20 protein-coding genes are annotated in these 18,057 nt (G+C 72.8%); 12 read left to right on the forward strand and 8 right to left on the reverse strand.

The window, feature by feature from the left end; all coding sequences use genetic code 11:
* Window positions 1-9: 9 nt before the first annotated feature.
* Both GLX25_RS05695 and GLX25_RS05700 read left to right on the forward strand, forming a co-directional pair.
* Window positions 10-996 (forward strand): electron transfer flavoprotein subunit alpha/FixB family protein, encoded by a 987-nt coding sequence (locus tag GLX25_RS05695; RefSeq protein ID WP_155841329.1) that lies wholly within the window; start codon window positions 10-12, stop codon window positions 994-996.
* Window positions 997-1,287: 291 nt separating this feature from the next.
* Complete coding sequence (locus GLX25_RS05700; RefSeq protein ID WP_338081368.1) at window positions 1,288-2,703, forward strand: cytochrome b/b6 domain-containing protein; 1,416 nt, start codon at window positions 1,288-1,290, stop codon at window positions 2,701-2,703.
* A gap of 12 nt (window positions 2,704-2,715) precedes the next feature.
* On the opposite strand, the gene GLX25_RS05705 is transcribed toward GLX25_RS05700, so the two are convergent.
* Genes GLX25_RS05705 through GLX25_RS05715 form a run of 3 tightly spaced genes read right to left on the reverse strand, consistent with a single transcriptional unit; the run spans window position 2,716 to window position 5,280 of the window.
* The gene (locus GLX25_RS05705) at window positions 2,716-3,513 is read right to left on the reverse strand and encodes an ABC transporter permease subunit (protein ID WP_155841330.1); all 798 of its coding nucleotides are present in this window, start codon (window positions 3,511-3,513) and stop codon (window positions 2,716-2,718) included.
* The gene (locus tag GLX25_RS05710) at window positions 3,510-4,484 is read right to left on the reverse strand and encodes an ABC transporter ATP-binding protein (RefSeq protein WP_155841331.1); all 975 of its coding nucleotides are present in this window, start codon (window positions 4,482-4,484) and stop codon (window positions 3,510-3,512) included. The genes GLX25_RS05705 and GLX25_RS05710 overlap by 4 nt, the downstream gene beginning before the upstream one ends.
* 43 nt (window positions 4,485-4,527) lie before the next feature.
* On the reverse strand, window positions 4,528-5,280 hold the full coding sequence (locus tag GLX25_RS05715; RefSeq protein WP_166548485.1) for a TetR/AcrR family transcriptional regulator: 753 nt from the start codon (window positions 5,278-5,280) through the stop codon (window positions 4,528-4,530).
* Window positions 5,281-5,465: 185 nt separating this feature from the next.
* Here GLX25_RS05715 and GLX25_RS05720 point away from each other — a divergent pair, with 185 nt between their 5' ends.
* Genes GLX25_RS05720 through GLX25_RS05730 form a run of 3 tightly spaced genes read left to right on the forward strand, consistent with a single transcriptional unit; the run spans window position 5,466 to window position 8,654 of the window.
* A complete protein-coding gene (locus GLX25_RS05720; RefSeq protein ID WP_271192597.1) occupies window positions 5,466-6,578 on the forward strand; it encodes an aldo/keto reductase in 1,113 nt (370 codons plus the stop codon).
* Between the two features lie 51 nt (window positions 6,579-6,629).
* On the forward strand, window positions 6,630-8,024 hold the full coding sequence (locus GLX25_RS05725; RefSeq protein ID WP_155841333.1) for a M16 family metallopeptidase: 1,395 nt from the start codon (window positions 6,630-6,632) through the stop codon (window positions 8,022-8,024).
* Between the two features lie 24 nt (window positions 8,025-8,048).
* Complete coding sequence (locus tag GLX25_RS05730) at window positions 8,049-8,654, forward strand: histidine phosphatase family protein (RefSeq protein WP_166548487.1); 606 nt, start codon at window positions 8,049-8,051, stop codon at window positions 8,652-8,654.
* Between the two features lie 52 nt (window positions 8,655-8,706).
* On the opposite strand, the gene GLX25_RS05735 is transcribed toward GLX25_RS05730, so the two are convergent.
* On the reverse strand, window positions 8,707-9,198 hold the full coding sequence (locus tag GLX25_RS05735) for a GNAT family N-acetyltransferase (protein WP_155841334.1): 492 nt from the start codon (window positions 9,196-9,198) through the stop codon (window positions 8,707-8,709).
* Window positions 9,199-9,320: 122 nt separating this feature from the next.
* Here GLX25_RS05735 and dapB point away from each other — a divergent pair, with 122 nt between their 5' ends.
* Both dapB and GLX25_RS05745 read left to right on the forward strand, forming a co-directional pair.
* Complete coding sequence (dapB, locus tag GLX25_RS05740) at window positions 9,321-10,070, forward strand: 4-hydroxy-tetrahydrodipicolinate reductase (protein ID WP_166548488.1); 750 nt, start codon at window positions 9,321-9,323, stop codon at window positions 10,068-10,070.
* Window positions 10,067-10,510 (forward strand): hypothetical protein, encoded by a 444-nt coding sequence (locus GLX25_RS05745; protein ID WP_155841335.1) that lies wholly within the window; start codon window positions 10,067-10,069, stop codon window positions 10,508-10,510. Before dapB ends, GLX25_RS05745 begins: the two co-directional genes overlap by 4 nt.
* Here GLX25_RS05745 and GLX25_RS05750 read toward each other — a convergent pair.
* From GLX25_RS05750 to GLX25_RS05765, 4 genes are all read right to left on the reverse strand, one after another.
* Complete coding sequence (locus GLX25_RS05750) at window positions 10,482-11,387, reverse strand: TIGR01777 family oxidoreductase (RefSeq protein WP_166548489.1); 906 nt, start codon at window positions 11,385-11,387, stop codon at window positions 10,482-10,484. The genes GLX25_RS05745 and GLX25_RS05750 overlap by 29 nt on opposite strands.
* Before the next feature lie 2 nt (window positions 11,388-11,389).
* The gene (locus GLX25_RS05755) at window positions 11,390-11,815 is read right to left on the reverse strand and encodes an OsmC family peroxiredoxin (RefSeq protein WP_155841337.1); all 426 of its coding nucleotides are present in this window, start codon (window positions 11,813-11,815) and stop codon (window positions 11,390-11,392) included.
* An 89-nt stretch (window positions 11,816-11,904) separates the two neighbouring features.
* On the reverse strand, window positions 11,905-12,390 hold the full coding sequence (locus GLX25_RS05760; RefSeq protein ID WP_166548490.1) for a DUF4395 domain-containing protein: 486 nt from the start codon (window positions 12,388-12,390) through the stop codon (window positions 11,905-11,907).
* Window positions 12,371-12,871, reverse strand: a complete 501-nt coding sequence (locus GLX25_RS05765) for a thioredoxin family protein (protein WP_155841338.1) — start codon at window positions 12,869-12,871, stop codon at window positions 12,371-12,373. Before GLX25_RS05765 ends, GLX25_RS05760 begins: the two co-directional genes overlap by 20 nt.
* Window positions 12,872-13,007: 136 nt before the next feature.
* On the opposite strand from GLX25_RS05765, the gene GLX25_RS05770 reads away from it, so the two are divergent.
* The 5 genes from GLX25_RS05770 to GLX25_RS05790 all read left to right on the forward strand — a co-directional run bounded on the left by GLX25_RS05770 (window position 13,008) and on the right by GLX25_RS05790 (window position 18,046).
* On the forward strand, window positions 13,008-13,817 hold the full coding sequence (locus GLX25_RS05770) for a thymidylate synthase (RefSeq protein WP_166548491.1): 810 nt from the start codon (window positions 13,008-13,010) through the stop codon (window positions 13,815-13,817).
* Entirely contained in the window at window positions 13,814-14,341 is a 528-nt protein-coding gene (locus GLX25_RS05775) for a dihydrofolate reductase (RefSeq protein ID WP_155841339.1), read from the forward strand. Before GLX25_RS05770 ends, GLX25_RS05775 begins: the two co-directional genes overlap by 4 nt.
* Before the next feature lie 500 nt (window positions 14,342-14,841).
* Window positions 14,842-15,255: a hypothetical protein gene (locus tag GLX25_RS05780; RefSeq protein ID WP_155841340.1), complete on the forward strand. Its 414-nt coding sequence runs from the start codon at window positions 14,842-14,844 to the stop codon at window positions 15,253-15,255.
* Window positions 15,242-16,240, forward strand: coding sequence for a 4-hydroxy-tetrahydrodipicolinate synthase (dapA, locus tag GLX25_RS05785; RefSeq protein ID WP_155841341.1), 999 nt, complete (start codon window positions 15,242-15,244; stop codon window positions 16,238-16,240). The genes GLX25_RS05780 and dapA overlap by 14 nt, the downstream gene beginning before the upstream one ends.
* A 129-nt stretch (window positions 16,241-16,369) precedes the next feature.
* Window positions 16,370-18,046 (forward strand): ribonuclease J, encoded by a 1,677-nt coding sequence (locus GLX25_RS05790; protein WP_155841342.1) that lies wholly within the window; start codon window positions 16,370-16,372, stop codon window positions 18,044-18,046.
* The last annotated feature ends 11 nt before the right edge of the window (window positions 18,047-18,057 follow it).

Here is an 18,057-nt window from a genome sequence, read left to right on the forward strand (position 1 = left end):
AGGACGAACATGACCGACCACCCTGCAGACGCCATCCTCGTCCTCCTCGAGGCCACGCCGACCGGTGAGCTCGCGACGAGCGCGGCGGGCCTCCTCGCGGCCGCCGCCGGGATCGGCACGCCGGTCGCGCTCGCCGTCGCCGCGCCCGGCGAGGCCCAGTCGCTCGCCGAGCAGGCGGCCGCGCTCGGAGCGGAGCGGGTGCTCGCCGTCGAGGCCACCTCGACGCAGTCCGAGCTCACGGTCCCGCACGTCGACGCGCTCGCCGCGGCGGTGAAGCTCATCGCCCCCGACGCCGTGCTCATCTCGAACTCCATCGAGGGCCGCGACATCGCGGGCCGATTCGCCGCCCGCACGGGCGCGCCCATCGCGGTGGATGCGGTCGGCGTCTCGCGCGACGACGAGGGCGTGCTCGCCCACCACTCCGTGTACGGCGGCGCCTACAACATCGTGTCGGCGGCGACCTTCGGGCCGCTCGTCGTCACCGTGCGGCAGGGTGCGATCGATGCGCGCGCTGAGTCGCGACCCGTCGTGACCGAGTCGCTCGAGGTGCCCGCCTCGGGCGCGGCATCGGCCGCGATCGAGTCCGTCGAGCCCGTGACCGAGACCTCGAGCCGACCCGAGCTGCGCGGGGCGAAGCGGGTCGTCTCGGGCGGTCGCGGGCTCGGTTCGGCCGAGAAGTTCGCCCTCGTCGAGGAACTGGCCGACGCCCTCGGCGCGGCGGTCGGCGCGTCGCGCGCGGCCGTCGACGCCGGCTACATCCCGGCGAACCACCAGGTCGGGCAGACCGGCGTGTCGGTCTCGCCGCAGCTGTACGTCGCCCTCGGCATCTCGGGTGCGATCCAGCACAAGGCGGGAATGCAGACCGCCAAGAACATCGTCGCCGTGAACAAGGACCCCGACGCGCCGATCTTCGAGGTCGCCGACTTCGGCGTGGTCGGCGACGTGTTCACCGTGGTCCCGCAGCTGATCAGCGCCCTCGCCGAGCGGAAGCGGTGACCCGTGGCCGCTCCAGGGAACCTGCGCAGGGGGCTGCCTCGACACCGTGGCGGTGAGCCGTGGCCCCCTGCGGGCACCGCGGGCGACGACCGCGTCGCGGAGCCGGTCGAGGCTCCGGCGGCGGCACCCGTGACGACGATCGTCGATGCACCGGCTGCGTCCGCGCGCGTGGCCCCGGAGGCGCCGGAGGCGACCGCGCCGGCCGCGTCATCGTCGGGTCGTCGGCTCCGAAGCGGCCTTCCGCGCGTGCGCGGCGGGCGGCCGTGGCCGGACGCCGGCGAAGCTGCCGCCGTGGCGAACGCCGAGGTGACGGATGCCGCGGCCGCGCCGACGCCCGCCGCCGCCGTCGAGCCCGCAGCCGAGCCGGCACCGGCACCCACAGCTGCACCGGCACCCCGACCCGCAGCGGCCTCCGCGCCATCCGCAGCGGCCGGCACGCGGCTTCGTCGTGGGCTTCCGAGGGTCGCCGGTGGAGCTCCGTGGCCGACGGGGAACGCGCCGGCGGCACCCGCACCGTCCGTCGAGCCCGCTGCACCGGCGCCCGCTGCACCGGCGCCCGCTGCACCGGCGCCCGCTGCGCCGGAGCCCGCCGCGCCGGCCGCCGCGACGCCCGCTCCTGCCGCACCCGCGGTGACGGCGCCGGCGGCATCCGTCGCCACGGCGCCCTCGCGCCCCGCCGAGCCCGCAGCGGCCCCCGCCGAGCCCGAAGCGGTCCCCGCCGAGCCCGCATCACCGGCCGCGACCGCCGCGGCCGCCGACGCCACACCGGCACCGAGCGCCCCCGCGCAGCCGGAGCCGACGCGGTACGGCCCGCTCACCGTGAGGCAGTGGGTCGCGGCATCCGTCGTCGGCGTCCTCACGATCATCGGCGCCGCGACGATCGTCGTCCAGCTCACGAGGTGGTTCCTCGGGCTGGAGTCCATGCAGGACTTCATGGCGACCTATCCCGGCGAGACGCACCTGCCCGAGGGCGCGCCGGTCGGACTCCCGGCCTGGCTCGGCTGGCAGCACTTCTTCAACGTCTTCCTGATCGTGCTGATCATCCGCTCGGGACTGCAGGTGCGCACCGAGCGGCGGCCACCGGCGTCCTGGACACCGCGCTGGGCGAAGGGCGGGCAGGGCCGGATCAGCCTCACCCTGTGGTTCCACCAGTCGCTCGACGTCCTGTGGTTCGTGAACGGGCTCGTCTTCGTCGTGCTCCTGTTCGCGACGGGCCAGTGGATGCGCGTCGTGCCGACGAGCTGGGAGGTGATCCCGAACGCGGTGTCGGCGGGGCTGCAGTACCTGTCGCTGGACTGGCCGCTCGAGAACGGCTGGGTCAACTACAACAGCCTCCAGGTGCTGGCCTACTTCGCGACGATCTTCATCGCCGCGCCGCTCGCCGCGATCACCGGGGTGCGGATGTCGGGGCTGTGGCCGAAGAACGCCGCGACGCTGAACCGGATCTACCCCGTGGAGTGGGCCCGGGCGGTGCACTTCCCGGTCATGCTCTACTTCGTCGGGTTCAACATCGTGCACGTCACGCTGGTCCTCCTGACCGGGGCGCTGCGCAACCTCAACCACATGTACGCGGCGCAGGACGCCGACGGATGGCTGGGCTTCTGGATCTTCGTCGCCTCGATCGTCGTCATCGCGGCGGCGTGGATCGCCGCCCGCCCGACGCTGCTCGCGCCGATCGCGGGACTGTTCGGCAAGGTCGGTCGATAGGCGTCCGCTCGGTCACACCGCCACGTCGCGGCGACGGAACACGAGCCATCCGACCAGCAGCAGGGCGGCGATGACCGCGTAGTTCAGCCAGATCGTGCCGCTCCAGCCGTTCAGGATCGGCGAGTCGCCGTACGCCCAGCTGTACGGCGACCAGTCGTGCAGCCAGCCCAGGTCGTCGCTCTGGTTCCCGAGCGCGTTCAGCGCGTAGGCGTACACCGCGATGCCGGCACCGGCGCCGACCGCCCACGACCGGCGGCCCGTGACGGCGCCGACGCCGATCGCGGCGGTCGCGGCCAGCGAGACCAGCCCGAGGAAGGCGACCGCGGTCGCGACGAGATGGTCGAACTCGATGCCGAGCTCGGCGGGCTCGTTCAGGACCATGACGACCGCGACGCTCACGACCGCGAGCCACACGAGCTTGACGAGCACCGCGGCCGCGCGCTCGGCGAAGACCTGGCCGCGGAGCACGCCATGGGCGAGCGTGAGTTCGAGCTGGCCGTTCTCCTCGTCGTTCGCGATGGCCTCCGTGCCCCATCCGACGGCCGCGATCGTGATGAGCACGAATCCGATGAGGCCGTAGAACGTCGCCTGGGCGTAGCCCGGACCCGACCCGATCTGGTCGTAGTTCAGGGACCTGACGAGCTCGGGTGGGAGCGTGTCGATGATCTGCTGCATCTGGCCGTTGCCGCCGAACGACGGGTACAGCGGCAGGTAGAGGAACAGCGCCGCGAGGATGCCGATCGTCCAGCCGACGAGGCCGCGCCAGCCGTCGAGGATCGAGCGGCGGAAGAGCGGGAGCATGCGGTTCATCGCTTGGCCGCCTTCCGGTCCGCCTCGACGGGTTCCGCCGTCGACGAGACGTCGGTGCCGTAGTACGCGAGCACCATCTCCTCGAGGTCGGGTTCCTCCATCGTCAGGTCGATGACGTCGAGGCGCGCGACGGCCTTGACGAACGCGTCGACGTGCGCGTCGAGCGTCGCGGACAGTGCGACCGTGCCGGGGCCGTTCGGTGCCGCAGCGAGTCCGGCCACGCCGGGCAGCGAGTCGAGCGTGGCGCGCGCGTCCGCGGCATCCGTCTCGGCCACCACGACCTTGACGTGGCGCACGGCGTTCTCGCGGAGCGCGGCGACCGTCGACTGCTCGACGATGCGCCCCTCCTTGAGGATCGCGATCTCGAGCGCCGTTTGCTGCACCTCGCTGAGGACGTGCGAGCTGAGGAACACCGTCTGCCCCTTGGCCTTCGCCTCGTGCAGCATGGCGTGGAACTCCTGCTGGACGAGCGGGTCGAGCCCGCTCGTCGGCTCGTCGAGCACCAGCAGTTCGGGCTCGTGCATGAAGGCCTGGATGAGCCCGACCTTCTGCTTGTTGCCCTTGGACAGGCTCCGCACGGGGCGGCCGAGGTCGACGCCGAGCCGGTCGGCGAGGTCGTCGACCGCGCCCTTCCGGACGGGGCCGGAGATCTCGGCGTAGTGCGCGAGGAACTCGCGGCCCTTCACCCGCGTGCCGAGGTGCAGCTCGCCGGGCAGGTAGCCGATACGACGCCGCAGCTCTGCGCCGCCCTCGCGCGGCGGACGGCCGAGCACGACGAGTTCGCCGGCGGTCGGCCGGATGATGTCGAGCAGCAGCCGCATCGTGGTGGTCTTGCCCGCGCCGTTCGGCCCGATCATCCCGAACACGCTGCCGCGCGGGATGTCGAGGTCGAGGCCGTGCAGGGCGGTGGTCGCGCCGTAGCGCTTCGTCAGGCCGCGCGTGCTGACGGCGGCCCCGGTGTCGGTGGTCATGTGGATCCTCTCGTCGGTCGTGGGAGTGGGATGCCGCGGCGCGTCAGGCGCGCGCGGAATCCCCGACCGGCGGGTCCGGGTCCTGCACCGGGTTCCCCGGGCCCTTGTCGGATCGCACGCGTGGTGCGGGGTCCACACGACGCGACTCCGGCGCGTGGCCGTCGGCGGCGGCGTCGAGCGCGTCGCGGGCGGCATCGAGCAGGCGCGTGTCGGCGTAGAGGCCCTGCGTGTAGAACTCGAGGGTCGGCAGCGTCATCCGCCGCACCACGGCGGGGGAGTCGAGCGGGGCTCCGAGCACGCGCGCGAACTGGCCGCGCAGCAGCAGCGGCGCGAGTCCGTACGCGGTGATGAGCACGGCGCGCAGGTCGGGGTCGCTCGACGGGTGCATGCTGCCGTCGGCCACGCCGCGCTCGAGCATGGCGCCGGTCTCGGCGAGCAGGAGGTCGAAGAGGCGGTCCGCCGCGGGGGACCCGTCGGCGAGCATGACCGCGAGGTACGCGATCGAGGTGCGGAAGCGGGCGGGGTCGTCGAGCCATTCGCGGATCGTGGCGGCGACGGTTGCGTCGCCGAGCCGGTCCTTCTCGCCCATGAGCTCATGCACCAGCCAGTCGTCGCAGGCGCGACGCAGTCCCTCCTTCGACCCGAAGTGGTGGATCACGAGGGCCGCGCTGACGCCGACGTCGGAGGCGACCTCGCGCAGGCTCGTGCCCGCGTAGCCGTGCGCGCCGAAGCGGGCGATCGCGGCGTCCCGGATGCGGGCGGCGGTCGTGGCATCCTCGGGACGCACTGAACGCATGTTCAACATGCTAAACACTCGTTCAGCGCGCCGCAAGGCCCGGATTCGCGCGGCGTCGGGCGAGACGCCGTCGGTCCGGCGTCACCTGCCGTTCACCAACGGTTTCGTAACGCTTCGCTGTCATGTTCAACCACCCGGTTCATTCCTGACATACGCTCGTCTCCAATCCTGGGGAGGAGGATCGCGTGGCACGACGACACGCACTGCAAGGAGGCAGGCGCGCAGGAGGCCCGTCGGCCGTCCGCGGCGAGCACGACGGGTCGGCGCCGGAGCGCGCCGACGCGGTCGCACGCGGGGACGACGGGGAACCGACGACGGGGACCTTCGCGCTGCCGACGGAGCAGGTCGAGACGAACGCCGATTCCGGGCCGATCACTGTGCCCCGGCACGTCACGATCGGCGAGACCGGTTTCGAGGTGCACCCGCTCGCGCTGGGCGCGAGCACGTTCGGCTGGACCCTCGACGCCGAGGCGAGCGCCGACATCCTCGACCGCTTCGTCGCCCTGGGCGGGTCGCTGGTCGACACGGCCGACAGCTATGCCGCCGGACGCAGCGAGACGATCATCGGCGAATGGCTGGGTTCGCGCGGGACGCGCGACCGCGTCCGGATCGTCACGAGGGTCGGCCGCCACCCGGACCACGACGGCCTCGCCCCGGCGTCGATCACCCGCGCCGTCGACGCCTCGCTCGAACGCCTCGGCACCGACCGGATCGACCTGCTCTGCTTCCACGGCGACGACCCCGAGGTCCCCCTCGAGGAGAGCCTCGGCGCCGTCGACGCGCTCATCGCCGCCGGCAAGGTGCTGGCGCTCGGCGCCTCCGACCTGTCGCCCGAACGCCTCATCGAGGCGCGCGTGCTCGCCGCGAACGGCCTGCCGAGGTTCCACGCGCTCACGACGCGCTACAACCTCATGGAGCGTCGCGCGTTCGAGGGCGCCACGGAACTCGTCGCGCACGCCCAGGGCCTGCCCGTGATGCCGGACTTCGCGCTCGCCGACGGGTTCCTCGGCGGCGCCATCCGACGCCGGGCCGACGTGCGCCGCGACGCGCGCGGCGAGCGGCAGGGGCGCCACCTCGGCCGCCGCGGCCTTCGCGTGCTCCGAGCACTCGACGAGGTCGCGGCCGCGCACGGGACCGTGCCCGCCTCGGTCGCCATCGCCTGGCTGCTCGCCCGACCGACGGTCGTCGCTCCCGTCACCGGGGTGAGCCGGCCGGAGCAGGTCGACGCGCTGCTCGGTGCGGCCTCGCTCGAACTGCATCGGTCCGAACTCGTCGAGCTCGATCGGGCATCGGCGTAGGGACGCCGCGCGGGCCCGCACGGGCCCGCCGAGCGCGGGCGGTGACATAGGCTGGGAGTCGTGAACGGCGCCGTCGAACTCCCGCTTGGTGAGCCCGAACTGGCCTTCCGCGCCGCAGGCGACACGCTCGTTCGTCGATCCGTGCTCCCGTCCGGCATCCGCGTCCTCAGCGAGCAGGTGCCCGGAAGCCGGAGCGCGACCATCGGGTTCTGGGTCGCCGTCGGCTCGCGCGACGAGCATCCGGCCGAGAGCGGCCACCCCGCGACCTTCGGGTCGACGCACTTCCTCGAGCACCTGCTCTTCAAGGGCACCGAGACCCGGAGCGCCCTCGACATCGCGGTCTCGTTCGACGCCGTCGGCGGCGAGCACAACGCCGTGACGGCGAAGGAGTACACCTGCTACTACGCCAAGGTGCAGGACCGCGACCTGCCCATGGCCGTCGACGTGCTCGCCGACATGTTCACCTCGTCCGTCCTCGATCCCGAGGACTTCGAGAGCGAGCGTCGCGTCATCCTCGAGGAGCTCGCGATGGCGGGCGACGACCCGGCGGATGTCGCGAACGAGCGATTCTTCGAGGCCGTGCTCGGCACCCATCCGCTCGCCCGCCCGATCGGCGGCGACCCCGACACGATCGGCGTCGCCACCCGCGACGCGGTCCTCGAGCACTACCGCGCGAGCTACCGCCCACGCGACCTCGTCGTCACCGCGGCCGGCGCGGTCGACCACGACGCCCTCGTGGCCGGGCTGTCCACCGCCCTCGAGGCCGCCGGCTGGGACCTCTCGGTGGCGGCGACGCCGGTCGACCGGCGTCCCGCCGAGCTCGCCCTCGTCGACGGCCGTTCCGCGCTCACGGTCGTCGAGCGCCCCGGCGAGCAGGTCAACCTCGTGCTCGGCGTGCCCGGGCTCGTCGCGACCGACGAGCGCCGCGCCGTCACGAGCGTCCTCAACACCGTCTTCGGCGGCGGCATGTCGTCGCGGCTGTTCCAGCAGATCCGGGAACGCCGCGGACTCGCCTACGCCGTGTACTCGTTCGCACCGGGCTACTCCGACGCGGGGGTGTTCGGCATGTACGCCGGATGCGCGCCGAAGAACGCCGCGACCGTGGCCGCGCTCATGCGCACCGAGCTCGAGCGGCTCGCCCACCACGGCGTCACCGATGACGAGCTCACCCGCGCGAGGGGATACCTCGGCGGCGCCTCGGCGCTCGCGCTCGAGGACTCCGACACGCGGATGTCGCGACTCGGCCGCGCCGAGCTCGCGCTGGGGGAATTCGCCGACCTCGACGAGGCGCTGCGCCGCGTCGGACGCGTCACCGCCGACGACGTCCGGGCGCTCGCCGGGGAGCTGGCCGACCGGCCGTTCTCGCTCGTCGCGGTCGGCCCCGTCGACGAGCACGCGTTCCGCTCGATCGTCGACCAGCCCGAAACCCGACCCGACGTCGCCTAGCGACGTCCGACCACAGGATCAGACGTGCCCCACCACCTCTACCTCGTCCGCCACGGCGAGCAGCTCGACGCCGAGCACGGCCTTCCCGACGGACCGCTGTCCCCGCGCGGACGGCGCCAGGCCGAACTGCTCGCCGAGCGCCTCGGCGGCATCCCGTTCGACGCCGCCTACCACTCGCCGCTGCAGCGGGCCGCCGAGACGGCCGACATCATCGCCTCGAAGCTGCCGTCGTTGAAGCCCGAGCCCTCGCCGCTGCTGTTCGACTGCGTGCCGTCCGGCCCGGCATCCGAGACGCCCGCCGCCTACGCGCCGTTCTTCGGTTCCTTCACCGAGCTCGACTTCGAGGCGGGCCGCGCGCAGATGGCCGACGCGAACGCGGAGTTCCTCCGATCGCACCGCGAGGACCGCCACGACCTGCTCATCACGCACAACTTCGTGATCGGGTGGTTCGTGCGCGAGGTGCTCGGCGCACCCGAGTGGCGGTGGGCGACGATCAACCAGGCCAACTGCGGACTCACCGTCCTGACGCAGCGCGCTCCGGGTCGACCGTGGAACCTCGTGGTGCACAACGACCTCGCGCACCTGCCCCCCGAACTCCGCACCGGGCTGCCCGAGCCGTTCGCGCTCTGAGCCGCCGGCGCGGCGCGCATCGCGACGCCGGACCGCGCCTGCCGGGTCCGGCTCAGCCGGCGGCCCGCTCGATCCGCTTGCCGTACCAGTTGGTCGCGTTCGGGTTGTCGTTGTAGGGCTCGATGGCGACGTACCCGCTCGCCGCGTAGAGGCCGCCGGCGGCGGCGAGGCTCGCGTTCGTGTCGAGCACGAGCTCCTCGGCGCCGAACGCGACGGCGCGCCGCTCCAGCTCGTGCAGCAGGGCGCGCCCGCCGCCGCGTCCGCGCGCCGCGGGGGCGAGCCAGAGGTGCTTCACCTCGTAGCGAACGAGCCCGCCGTCGGCCGGCGGGATGCGGCGCACCCCGCCGCATCCGACCGCCACGCCCGTCTCGTCCTCGACCAGAACGAAGACGCCCGCCGGGGGAGTGAACTGCGCGGCATCCGGCCAGGTCGGACGGTACTCGCCCTGCTCGGGCGGGAAGCCCGCGGCGCGCTCGGCGAAGTAGTCGCCGATCAGCCGGTTCGCGTCGGGGTCGGTCACGGCGGCGTCGCGGAAGCGGAGCATGGGCCAAGCCTAGGGCGCGCGTGCGCGGCATCCGTTCGTCCGGCCGCCGCCTGACCGGGAGCCGCCCGTGGCCCGGTCGGGACCCGCCAGGCGGGCCGCACCCGCTTGCTAGGGTGAACGTCGTGACGATCACGGTGGCGGTCGCTGGCGCGACGGGGAAGATGGGGCGCCTCGCGACCCGGTTGATCGACGAGGCCGACGACCTCGAGCTCCACGCGGGCCTCGACTCGACGTCGAGCCTCGACGAGCTCGCGGGGGCCGACGTCGTCCTCGACGTGACCCATCCCGCGGCCAGCGCGGCGATCGTCGAGGCCGCGATCGAGGCGGGCGCCTCGGTCGTCGTCGGCACGTCCGGCTGGTCGCGCGAGCGCATCGTCGAGGTCGAGACGCGCCTCCGCGACGCCGATGCCATGTCCGGCGTGATCTTCGTGCCGAACTTCTCGGTCGGCAGCGTGCTCGGCTCGGCGTTCGCGGCGTTCGCCGCGCGCCACTTCGACTCCATCGAGATCGTCGAGGCGCATCATGCCGGGAAGGTCGACTCGCCGTCGGGCACCGCGGTCCGCACCGCCGAGCTCATCGCCGCCGCGCGCGGCGGACTCGGCCCGGTGTCGGCGCCGCACGCCGACCAGCGCGCGCGCGGTCAGCTCGTGTCCGGGGTGCCGATCCACAGCCTCCGGATGGACGGGATCCTCGCCGACCAGCGGGTCATGCTGGGCGGGCCCGGCGAGAGCCTGCAGATCACGCACTCGACGATCGCTGCGACGGCGTACGAGGCCGGCATCCTGCTCGCGCTGCGGCGGGCCGCCACGGCCGAGGGCGTCACCGTGGGGCTCGACGCCCTGCTCGGCATCGAGCTCCCCGACGACCGATGAGCGGCGCGAAGACCGGCGCCGTCGTCATGGCGGCGCTGCTCGTCCTCTACGTCGCGCTCGTGGGGTGGCGAGCCGTGCAGTTCGTCCTCACGGGCGAGCCGGTCGCCGTCGCGATGGGCGTGGCGCTCATCGTGCTGCCGATCGTCGCCGTCTGGGCGATCTGGCGGGAGTTCGCGTTCGGGATCCGCTCGCAACGACTCGTCGAGCGGCTCGAGTCCGAGGGCGCCCTCGACCTCGGCATCCCGGTGCGTCCGAGCGGGCGCCCCGAACGCGCCGAGGCGGATGCCGCGTTCCCCGAGTTCCGCGCCGCCGTCGAGGCCGAGCCCGACTCGTGGCGCGCCTGGCTCCGGCTCGGGCTCGCGTACGACGCGGCGGGCGATCGGCGGCGCGCGCGTCGCGCGGTGCGCCGCGCTATCGAGCTGGAGCGGGCTCGGGACTGAGCATCGCGTCGATCGCCGACTCGATGCTCGGGTGCCGGAAGCGGTAGCCGTCGTCGATGAGTCGCTGCGGCCGCACCTTCTGGCTCGAGAGCAGCAGGTCGTCGGCGGCCTTGCCGAGCGCGGCCTCCAGGAGCTTCTCGGGAACGGGGATCGCGTACGGCCGGTGCATGCGCTCGGCGAGCGCCGCCATGACGCGATCGGCGGTCGCGGGCGTCGGCCCCACGAGGTTCACGGGCCCCGAGAGGTGCGAGTCGAGCAGGTGCACGATCGCGCCGACCTCGTCGTCGAGGGCGATCCAGGGCCAGTGCTGTCCGCCCGTGCCGAGGCGCCCGGAGACCCCGAAGGTCGTGAGCGCCCGGATCCGCTGCATCGCGCCGCCGCGGCCGACGACGATGCCGGTCCGGAAGACGACGGTGCGCGTCTCGTGCGGGGCGAGCTGCGCTGCAGCCTCCCAGCGGGCGACGACCTCGGCGAGGAACCCCGTGCCGGCCGCGGAGTGCTCGGTGAGGAGCTCGCCCGGTCGGTCGCCGTAGTACCCGACGGCCGACGCGCTGAGGAAGGTCGCGGGCGGCGTCCGCGCCTTGCGCATCGCGTCGGCCAGGGTCCGCGTCGCGGCGATCCGCGATTCCAGGATCTCGTCGCGGTACCGCCGCGTCCACGGCAGGCGTGCGAGCGAGGCGCCCGAGAGGTTCAGGACGGCGTCGACGCGGTCGATGACCGTGAAGTCGATGATGCCCGACGACGGCGACCAGCTGACCTCGTCGCCCGACTGGGCGCGCCGGCGGACGAGCCGCACCACCTCGTGGCCGTCGGCCACGAGCCGGTCGCGGACGGCCGTGCCGATGAACCCGGAAGCGCCGGCGACGAGGACCCGCACCGCTACGCGAGCTCCGCCTCGATCGTGATCGGGATGCCGGTCAGCGCCTGCGAGATCGGGCAGTTCGCCTTGGCGTCGTCGGCGAAGGCCTCGAACTCCGCCTCGGTGACGCCCGGCACGCGCGCGCTCACGAGCAGGTGGCTTCCGGTCACGCCCTCACCGGGCTGGAACGTGACGGCGGCGGTGGTCTGGATGCTCTCGGGGGTGTGGCCGGCCTGGGTGAGGATGTTCGAGAGCGCCATCGAGAAGCACGCCGAGTGCGCGGCGCCGAGCAGTTCCTCCGGGTTCGTGGTTCCGGCCTCGCCCTCGGCGCGCGCCTTCCAGTTGACGGGGAACTCGGCCACCTTCGATGAGTCCAGCCGCGTCGTGCCGGATCCCTCCAGGAGGCTTCCCGTCCAGACCGTGGTCGATTCGCTCGTCAGTGCCAATGGGTCCTCCTCCTCGAGCCGGGCTCCCAGCCTATCGAGCGGATGCCGCGTGCGGCAGTCGCCGGCGGTGGCGCGTCACGCGGTCCGGTTCACGCGGTCCGAATGACCCGGGCACGGACGAGCAGCAGGTACAGCTGGCATCCGAGGCAGTACGCGAACGCGGCGTTGAGGAACGCCGCGAAGAAGGCCGCGCCGGCGGCGATCGGCACCGCGATGCCGATGCCGAGGAGGCCGAGCACGACGCCGGTCCCCGTCACGACCAGGCCGACGAGCTGGGCGAAGGTCGGCGGTCGCGGGTCCTCGAGCTCGCCGGGCGGCGCGAGCCGCGGGCGGACGAGGGTCCGGAACAGCAGCCCGAACGGGTGCCGCGCGACGCCCGCGATCGCGCCCCAGGCGAAGAGCGCCGCGAGGAGGGCGAGGAGCACGAGCGCCGCCGTGTCGAGCCCGCCGACGGCGAGCACGACGACCGCGAGCAGCAGGACGGACGTGATCGCCGCGGAGAACCGGGGCCCGCGCGGGTCGATGCCCGGACGGTCGGGGGTCGTGGCGCCGGCGTCAGGCGTGGTTGCGGACACGGGACCTCCCGGTGGTGGTGTCGAGTTCGTCGCGAAGGTCGTCGATACGGGGGACGCCGGTCACGCGCGCGGTCGCGCGACCGTCCGCGCCGAGGACGAGCACGGTCGGCGTCTGCGTGACGTGGAACGCCTGGGCCAGGTCGCGCCGGTGCGTGAGGTCGACGTCGACGTGCCGGACGCCGTCGTACTCCGAGGCCAGTCCGACGAGTGCGCGCGCCGTGCCTGGGCAGCGGCTGCAGAACTCGGTCGAGAACTGGACGAGGGTGGCGTCGGTGCCGACCACGTCGACTCCGAGTCCGAGCCGTTCGGCCTCCGATGCCGAGTGCGTCCGCGGCTGGATCGCCGAGGCCGCCGCGCCGGGGACGTCCGCGCCGGGTGCGACGCGTCGCACCCGCCCGTCGCGAGCCCGCCACGCGAGGCCGACCACGAGCGCGACCGCGGGCAGCCCGAGGCCGACGACGAGGGCGGGCGCGAGGTCCATGTCCCGCAGGCTACGTCGGGCGGGACGGTCCGGTCACGCCGTGTGACGCCGGGTGACGCCCGGCGCCCGGAGCGCCGCGGCATCCGCCCCGCCTGTCGTGCCGGCGCTGTCGCCGGGTCGGCGTAGCCTTGACGCCGTGGCCAGCGCGATCCCCACCCCGTACGAAGACCTCCTCCGTGACGTGCTCGAGAACGGCACCCCGAAGGCCGACCGCACCGGCACCGGAACGCGCAGCGTCTTCGGCCGGCAGATCCGTCTCGACCTCTCCCAGGGCTTCCCCCTCGTCACGACCAAGCGCGTGCACTTCAAGTCGATCGCCTACGAGCTGCTCTGGTTCCTCCGGGGCGAGTCGAACGTCGGCTGGCTGCAGGAGCACGGCGTCACCATCTGGGACGAGTGGGCGGATGCCTCGGGCGAGCTCGGCCCCGTCTACGGCGTGCAGTGGCGCAGCTGGCCGACCCCGTCGGGCGGCCAGGTCGACCAGGTCGCGCAGGTGATCGAGCAGATCCGCACGAACCCCGACTCCCGCCGGCTCATCGTGTCGGCGTGGAATCCGGCCGACATCCCCGACATGGCGCTCGCGCCGTGCCACGCGCTCTTCCAGTTCCATGTCGCCGACGGCCGCCTGTCGTGCCAGCTCTACCAGCGCAGCGCCGACCTCTTCCTCGGGGTGCCCTTCAACATCGCCTCGTACGCGCTGCTCACGCACATGATCGCGCAGCAGACGGGCCTCGAGGTCGGCGACTTCGTCTGGACCGGCGGTGACTGCCACATCTACGACAACCACGTCGAGCAGGTGACCGAGCAGCTCTCGCGCGATCCCTTCCCGTACCCGACGCTCCGAATCGGCCGCCGACCCGGCTCGATCGACGACTACCGCTTCGAGGACTTCGAGGTCGTCGGCTACGAGCACCACCCCGCGATCCGCGCGGCCGTCGCCGTATGAGCGACGCGTTCGACGACGAGGCGACCCCCCGGGTCGGCCTGATCTGGGCCGAGGCGCGCGGGGGAGTGATCGGCGCCGCCGGCGGCATGCCGTGGCACGTGCCCGAAGACCTGGCGCACTTCAAGCGGACCACGCACGGCGCCCCGGTCGTCATGGGCCGCCGCACCTGGGACTCGCTGCCGCCGCGCTTCCGGCCGCTGCCGGGGCGGGCGAACATCGTCGTCACCCGGCAGGCTGACTGGCACGCCGACGGCGCGGTCCGCGCGGCCTCGGTCGACGAGGCGCTCGCGCTCGCGGCATCCGACGCCGACGACCGGATCTGGGTCATCGGCGGCGCCGAGCTCTTCGCGCGCACCATCGACCTCGCCGACCGCCTCGTCGTCACCGAACTCGACCTCGACGTCGATGGCGACACCTTCGCGCCCGACCGGTCGGGGTGGCGGGTGGTCGCCGCCGATCCCGCCGACGGATGGCACGCCTCGCGCTCCGGCATCCGCCACCGCTTCCTCACGCTCGAGCGCTGATCGCGCCCGGGGTGAACCCAGGCCGGAGCCTTGGCCTGGGTTGTTGCCGGATGCAAGGCACGTACGCACGCGCCCGGCTCCTGAATCCGAGGACGGCCGCAGGCTCGGTCGCGACTGCTGGGGTGTGCGGGGTCGGCCTGCCCTCCTGAATCCGAGGACACTCACGCATTCGCGATCCCGTGTCGCCGCCATCCGCGATCCGATCGTCGCTCGCGCTGCGCAGGTGGCTTGCACACGGCCGTCACCGTCCTTCGATTCAGGAACGATCGAGGGTGCGTGCCATCGTCGATGGAGCGAACGTCGGATATGGAGCGGGCGTCGACGATCGAGCGGGCGTCGACGATGTGGATCGAGTCGAGGGAGCGATCCTGGCCCCGCGTGCGACCGTCGCTCGGGCGATGGCGTCGGGAGTCGTCCTGCACAGGAAGGGCGCGACGTCCGTGTCGAACGGGGATCAGGGTCGCGGCGCTCGGAGGCGCGCCCGCAGGCAGGCTCGAACGATGAGATTCGAGCGGGAGATGGTGGCTCTCGGCGGAATCGCGCGCCGATCCGACCTGCGGCGGATCGGCCTCGACGACGAGACCCTTCGCCTGCTGGTCGGGCGTCAGCGCCTGCTGCGGGTTCGGCAGGCCTGGTATGCGCTGCCCGGCACCGACAACGACGCCGTGCGCGCGTGCCGCATCGGCGGGCGACTGGCATGCGCGAGCGCCCTCCGCTTCCACGGGGAGCATCTCCGCGACGACGGAGTCCTGCATGTCGAACTGCCCGCCAACGGCTCCGCCCGCCGACTGGACGGCGGAGTGGAGCGCATCCGGTTGCATCAGCCGCGGCGTCCGTCCTCGGGTGATCGAGCCGCGGTCGACGTGATGACCGCCCGGCTGCAGTGGGAGCGATGCGGCGATGCGGAACGATAGCCTTGAGCACGTGAGTGCAGAGAATCCCTTCGGTCAGGTGCTCGTCGCGCTCGTCACGCCGATGACGGCGGACGGCGAGGTCGATTGGCCGGCCGTGGAGAAGCACATCGACGACGTCATCACGGCGGGCGCCGACGGCATCGTGGTCACCGGCACCACGGGGGAGACGTCGACGCTCACCGACCCCGAGAAGATCCGCCTCGTCGAGGTCGGCAAGGACGTCGCGGCAGGCAGGGCGAAGATCATCACGGGCGGCGGCTCGAACGAGACCGCGCACGCGATCGAGCTGTACAAGCACAGCGAGCAGGCCGGCGCCGACGGCATCATGATCGTCACGCCGTACTACAACAAGCCGACGCAGGCGGGCATCCTGACGCACTTCCGGCTCGTCGCGGATGCCACGGACCTGCCGGTCATCCTCTACGACATCCCGGGCCGCACGGGCGTGCCGATCACGTACGAGACGATCCTCCGGCTCGCCAAGCACCCGAACATCCTCGCCATCAAGGACGCCAAGGGCGACTTCAGCGAGGTCAGCCGCGTGCTGAACCAGACCGACCTCATGTACTTCTCCGGCGACGACGCGAACGTGCTGCCCCACCTCGCGATCGGCGCGACCGGCCTCATCGGCGTGACCGCGAACATCGCCCCCGCCCCGTACCGCACGATCGTCGACGCCGTGAACCGCGGCGACCTGAAGGCCGCGACGGCCGAGCACCAGCGCCTCGAGCCGCTCGTGCGCGCCGTCATGACGCACGTGCCGGGCACGGTCGCGGCGAAGTACATCCTGCACGGCCTCGGCCGGATCGGCAGCCCGCGCGTGCGCCTGCCGCTCGTCGGCCCCGAGGAGTGGGAGGCCGCGCTCATCGAGGACGAGATCGACCTCGTCCAGGGCATCCCCGGCGTCGACTTCCGCAACTTCCGCCCCGACCGCAACGCCGCCGCCGGCGGCGCGCTGCCCAAGGTGGCCGGCACGACGCGCTGACGAACGACGGATGCCACGGCACGCCGTCGCGCACCGCGCACCGACGAGGCATCCGACCGGGCACCGGACCGAGACATCCGCGACCACGAGGGTCGCACCGAACTGAACACCGCAACGTGAGGAGGGCACATGCCCGACGAGATCATCGACCCCGAGCCGCTCGAACCGGGGACGCTCCGCGTTATCCCCGTCGGCGGCCTCGGCGAGGTCGGCCGCAACATGACGTGCTTCGAGATCGACGGCAAGCTGCTGATCGTCGACTGCGGCGTGCTGTTCCCCGAGGAGCACCAGCCGGGCGTCGACCTGATCCTGCCCGACTTCGGCTTCCTCCGTGAGCGCCTCGACGACGTGGTCGCCGTCGTGCTCACGCACGGCCACGAGGACCACATCGGCGCCGTGCCGTACCTGCTGAAGCTGCGCGCCGACATCCCGCTCGTGGGCTCGCAGCTCACCCTCGCGCTCGTCGAGGCGAAGCTCAAGGAGCACCGCATCGCGCCGTACAGCCTCACCGTGAAGGAGGGGCAGACGGAGAAGCTCGGGCCGTTCGCGCTCGAGTTCGTCGCCGTGAACCACTCCATCCCCGACGCCTTGGCGGTCGCCATCCGCACGGACGCCGGAACGGTGCTCGCGACCGGCGACTTCAAGATGGACCAGCTGCCCCTCGACGGCCGGCTCACCGACCTGCGCGAGTTCGCTCGCCTCGGCCAGGAGGGCGTCGACCTCTTCCTCGTCGACTCGACGAACGCCGACGTGCCGGGTTTCACGCCGTTGGAGCGCGCCATCGGGCCGGTGCTCGACGAGGTCATCGCGCGCTCGCCGCGGCGGGTCATCGTCGCGAGCTTCTCCAGCCACGTGCACCGCGTCCAGCAGGTGCTGCACGCCGCACACCAGAACGGGCGCCGCGTCGCGCTCCTCGGCCGCTCGATGGTGCGCAACATGACCATCGCGGCCGACCTCGGCTACCTCGACGTCCCCGAGGGCGTGCTCGTCGACTTCAAGAAGGCCGGCGACATCCCCGACGACAAGATCGTGTACATGTCGACGGGCTCGCAGGGCGAGCCGATGGCGGTGCTCAGCCGCATGGCGAACCGCGACCACCAGATCGAGATCGGCGAGGGCGACACGGTGATCCTCGCGTCGAGCCTCATCCCGGGCAACGAGAACGCGGTGTACCGCGTGATCGACGGGCTCACGAAGCTCGGCGCGAACGTCGTGCACAAGGGCAATGCGAAGGTGCACGTGTCGGGCCATGCGGCCGCGGGCGAGCTGCTGTACTGCTACAACATCCTGCAGCCGCGGAACGTGCTGCCGGTGCACGGCGAGTACCGCCACCTCGTCGCGAACGCGCGCCTGGCGCAGGACACGGGCATCCCGGCCGAGCGCACGTTCCTCGCCGAGAACGGCACCGTGCTCGACCTGCGCGACGGCGAGGTGAAGGTGGTCGGCCAGCTCGACCTCGGCTTCGTCTACGTCGACGGTTCGACCGTCGGCGAGATCACCGACGCCGACCTGAAGGACCGCCGGATCCTCGGCGAGGAGGGCTTCATCTCGGTCATCGTCGTGGTGGACGCCTCGACCGGCCGCGTCATCGTCGGCCCCGAGATCCACGCGCGCGGCTTCGCGGAAGACGACGCGGTCTTCGAGGACGTGAAGCCGAAGATCGTTGCGGCCCTCGCGGATGCCGCGCACCACGGGGTGCGCGACCCGCACGCGCTGCAGCAGACGGTGCGCCGCACGGTCGGCAGCTGGGTGAACCGGCGCCTGCGCCGCCGCCCGATGCTCGTGCCGCTCGTCATCGAGGCGTAGGCCGGCCGCTC

Origin of the sequence: Agromyces luteolus (genome assembly GCF_009729855.1) — a bacterium.
In the GTDB taxonomy this organism is placed as follows: domain Bacteria; phylum Actinomycetota; class Actinomycetes; order Actinomycetales; family Microbacteriaceae; genus Agromyces; species Agromyces luteolus.

What these genes read in the sequence shown, in the direction of transcription:
- GLX25_RS05780 (WP_155841340.1), top strand. Translation starts at nt 14,842, where the DNA reads ATGAGATTCGAGCGGGAGATGGTGGCTCTCGGCGGAATCGCGCGCCGA.
- GLX25_RS05775 (WP_155841339.1), top strand. Translation starts at nt 13,814, where the DNA reads ATGAGCGACGCGTTCGACGACGAGGCGACCCCCCGGGTCGGCCTGATC.
- GLX25_RS05715 (WP_166548485.1), bottom strand. Translation starts at nt 5,280, where the DNA reads ATGCGTTCAGTGCGTCCCGAGGATGCCACGACCGCCGCCCGCATCCGG.
- dapA (WP_155841341.1), top strand. Translation starts at nt 15,242, where the DNA reads ATGCGGAACGATAGCCTTGAGCACGTGAGTGCAGAGAATCCCTTCGGT.
- GLX25_RS05745 (WP_155841335.1), top strand. Translation starts at nt 10,067, where the DNA reads ATGAGCGGCGCGAAGACCGGCGCCGTCGTCATGGCGGCGCTGCTCGTC.
- GLX25_RS05765 (WP_155841338.1), bottom strand. Translation starts at nt 12,871, where the DNA reads ATGGACCTCGCGCCCGCCCTCGTCGTCGGCCTCGGGCTGCCCGCGGTC.
- GLX25_RS05790 (WP_155841342.1), top strand. Translation starts at nt 16,370, where the DNA reads ATGCCCGACGAGATCATCGACCCCGAGCCGCTCGAACCGGGGACGCTC.
- GLX25_RS05735 (WP_155841334.1), bottom strand. Translation starts at nt 9,198, where the DNA reads ATGCTCCGCTTCCGCGACGCCGCCGTGACCGACCCCGACGCGAACCGG.
- GLX25_RS05695 (WP_155841329.1), top strand. Translation starts at nt 10, where the DNA reads ATGACCGACCACCCTGCAGACGCCATCCTCGTCCTCCTCGAGGCCACG.
- GLX25_RS05705 (WP_155841330.1), bottom strand. Translation starts at nt 3,513, where the DNA reads ATGAACCGCATGCTCCCGCTCTTCCGCCGCTCGATCCTCGACGGCTGG.
- GLX25_RS05710 (WP_155841331.1), bottom strand. Translation starts at nt 4,484, where the DNA reads ATGACCACCGACACCGGGGCCGCCGTCAGCACGCGCGGCCTGACGAAG.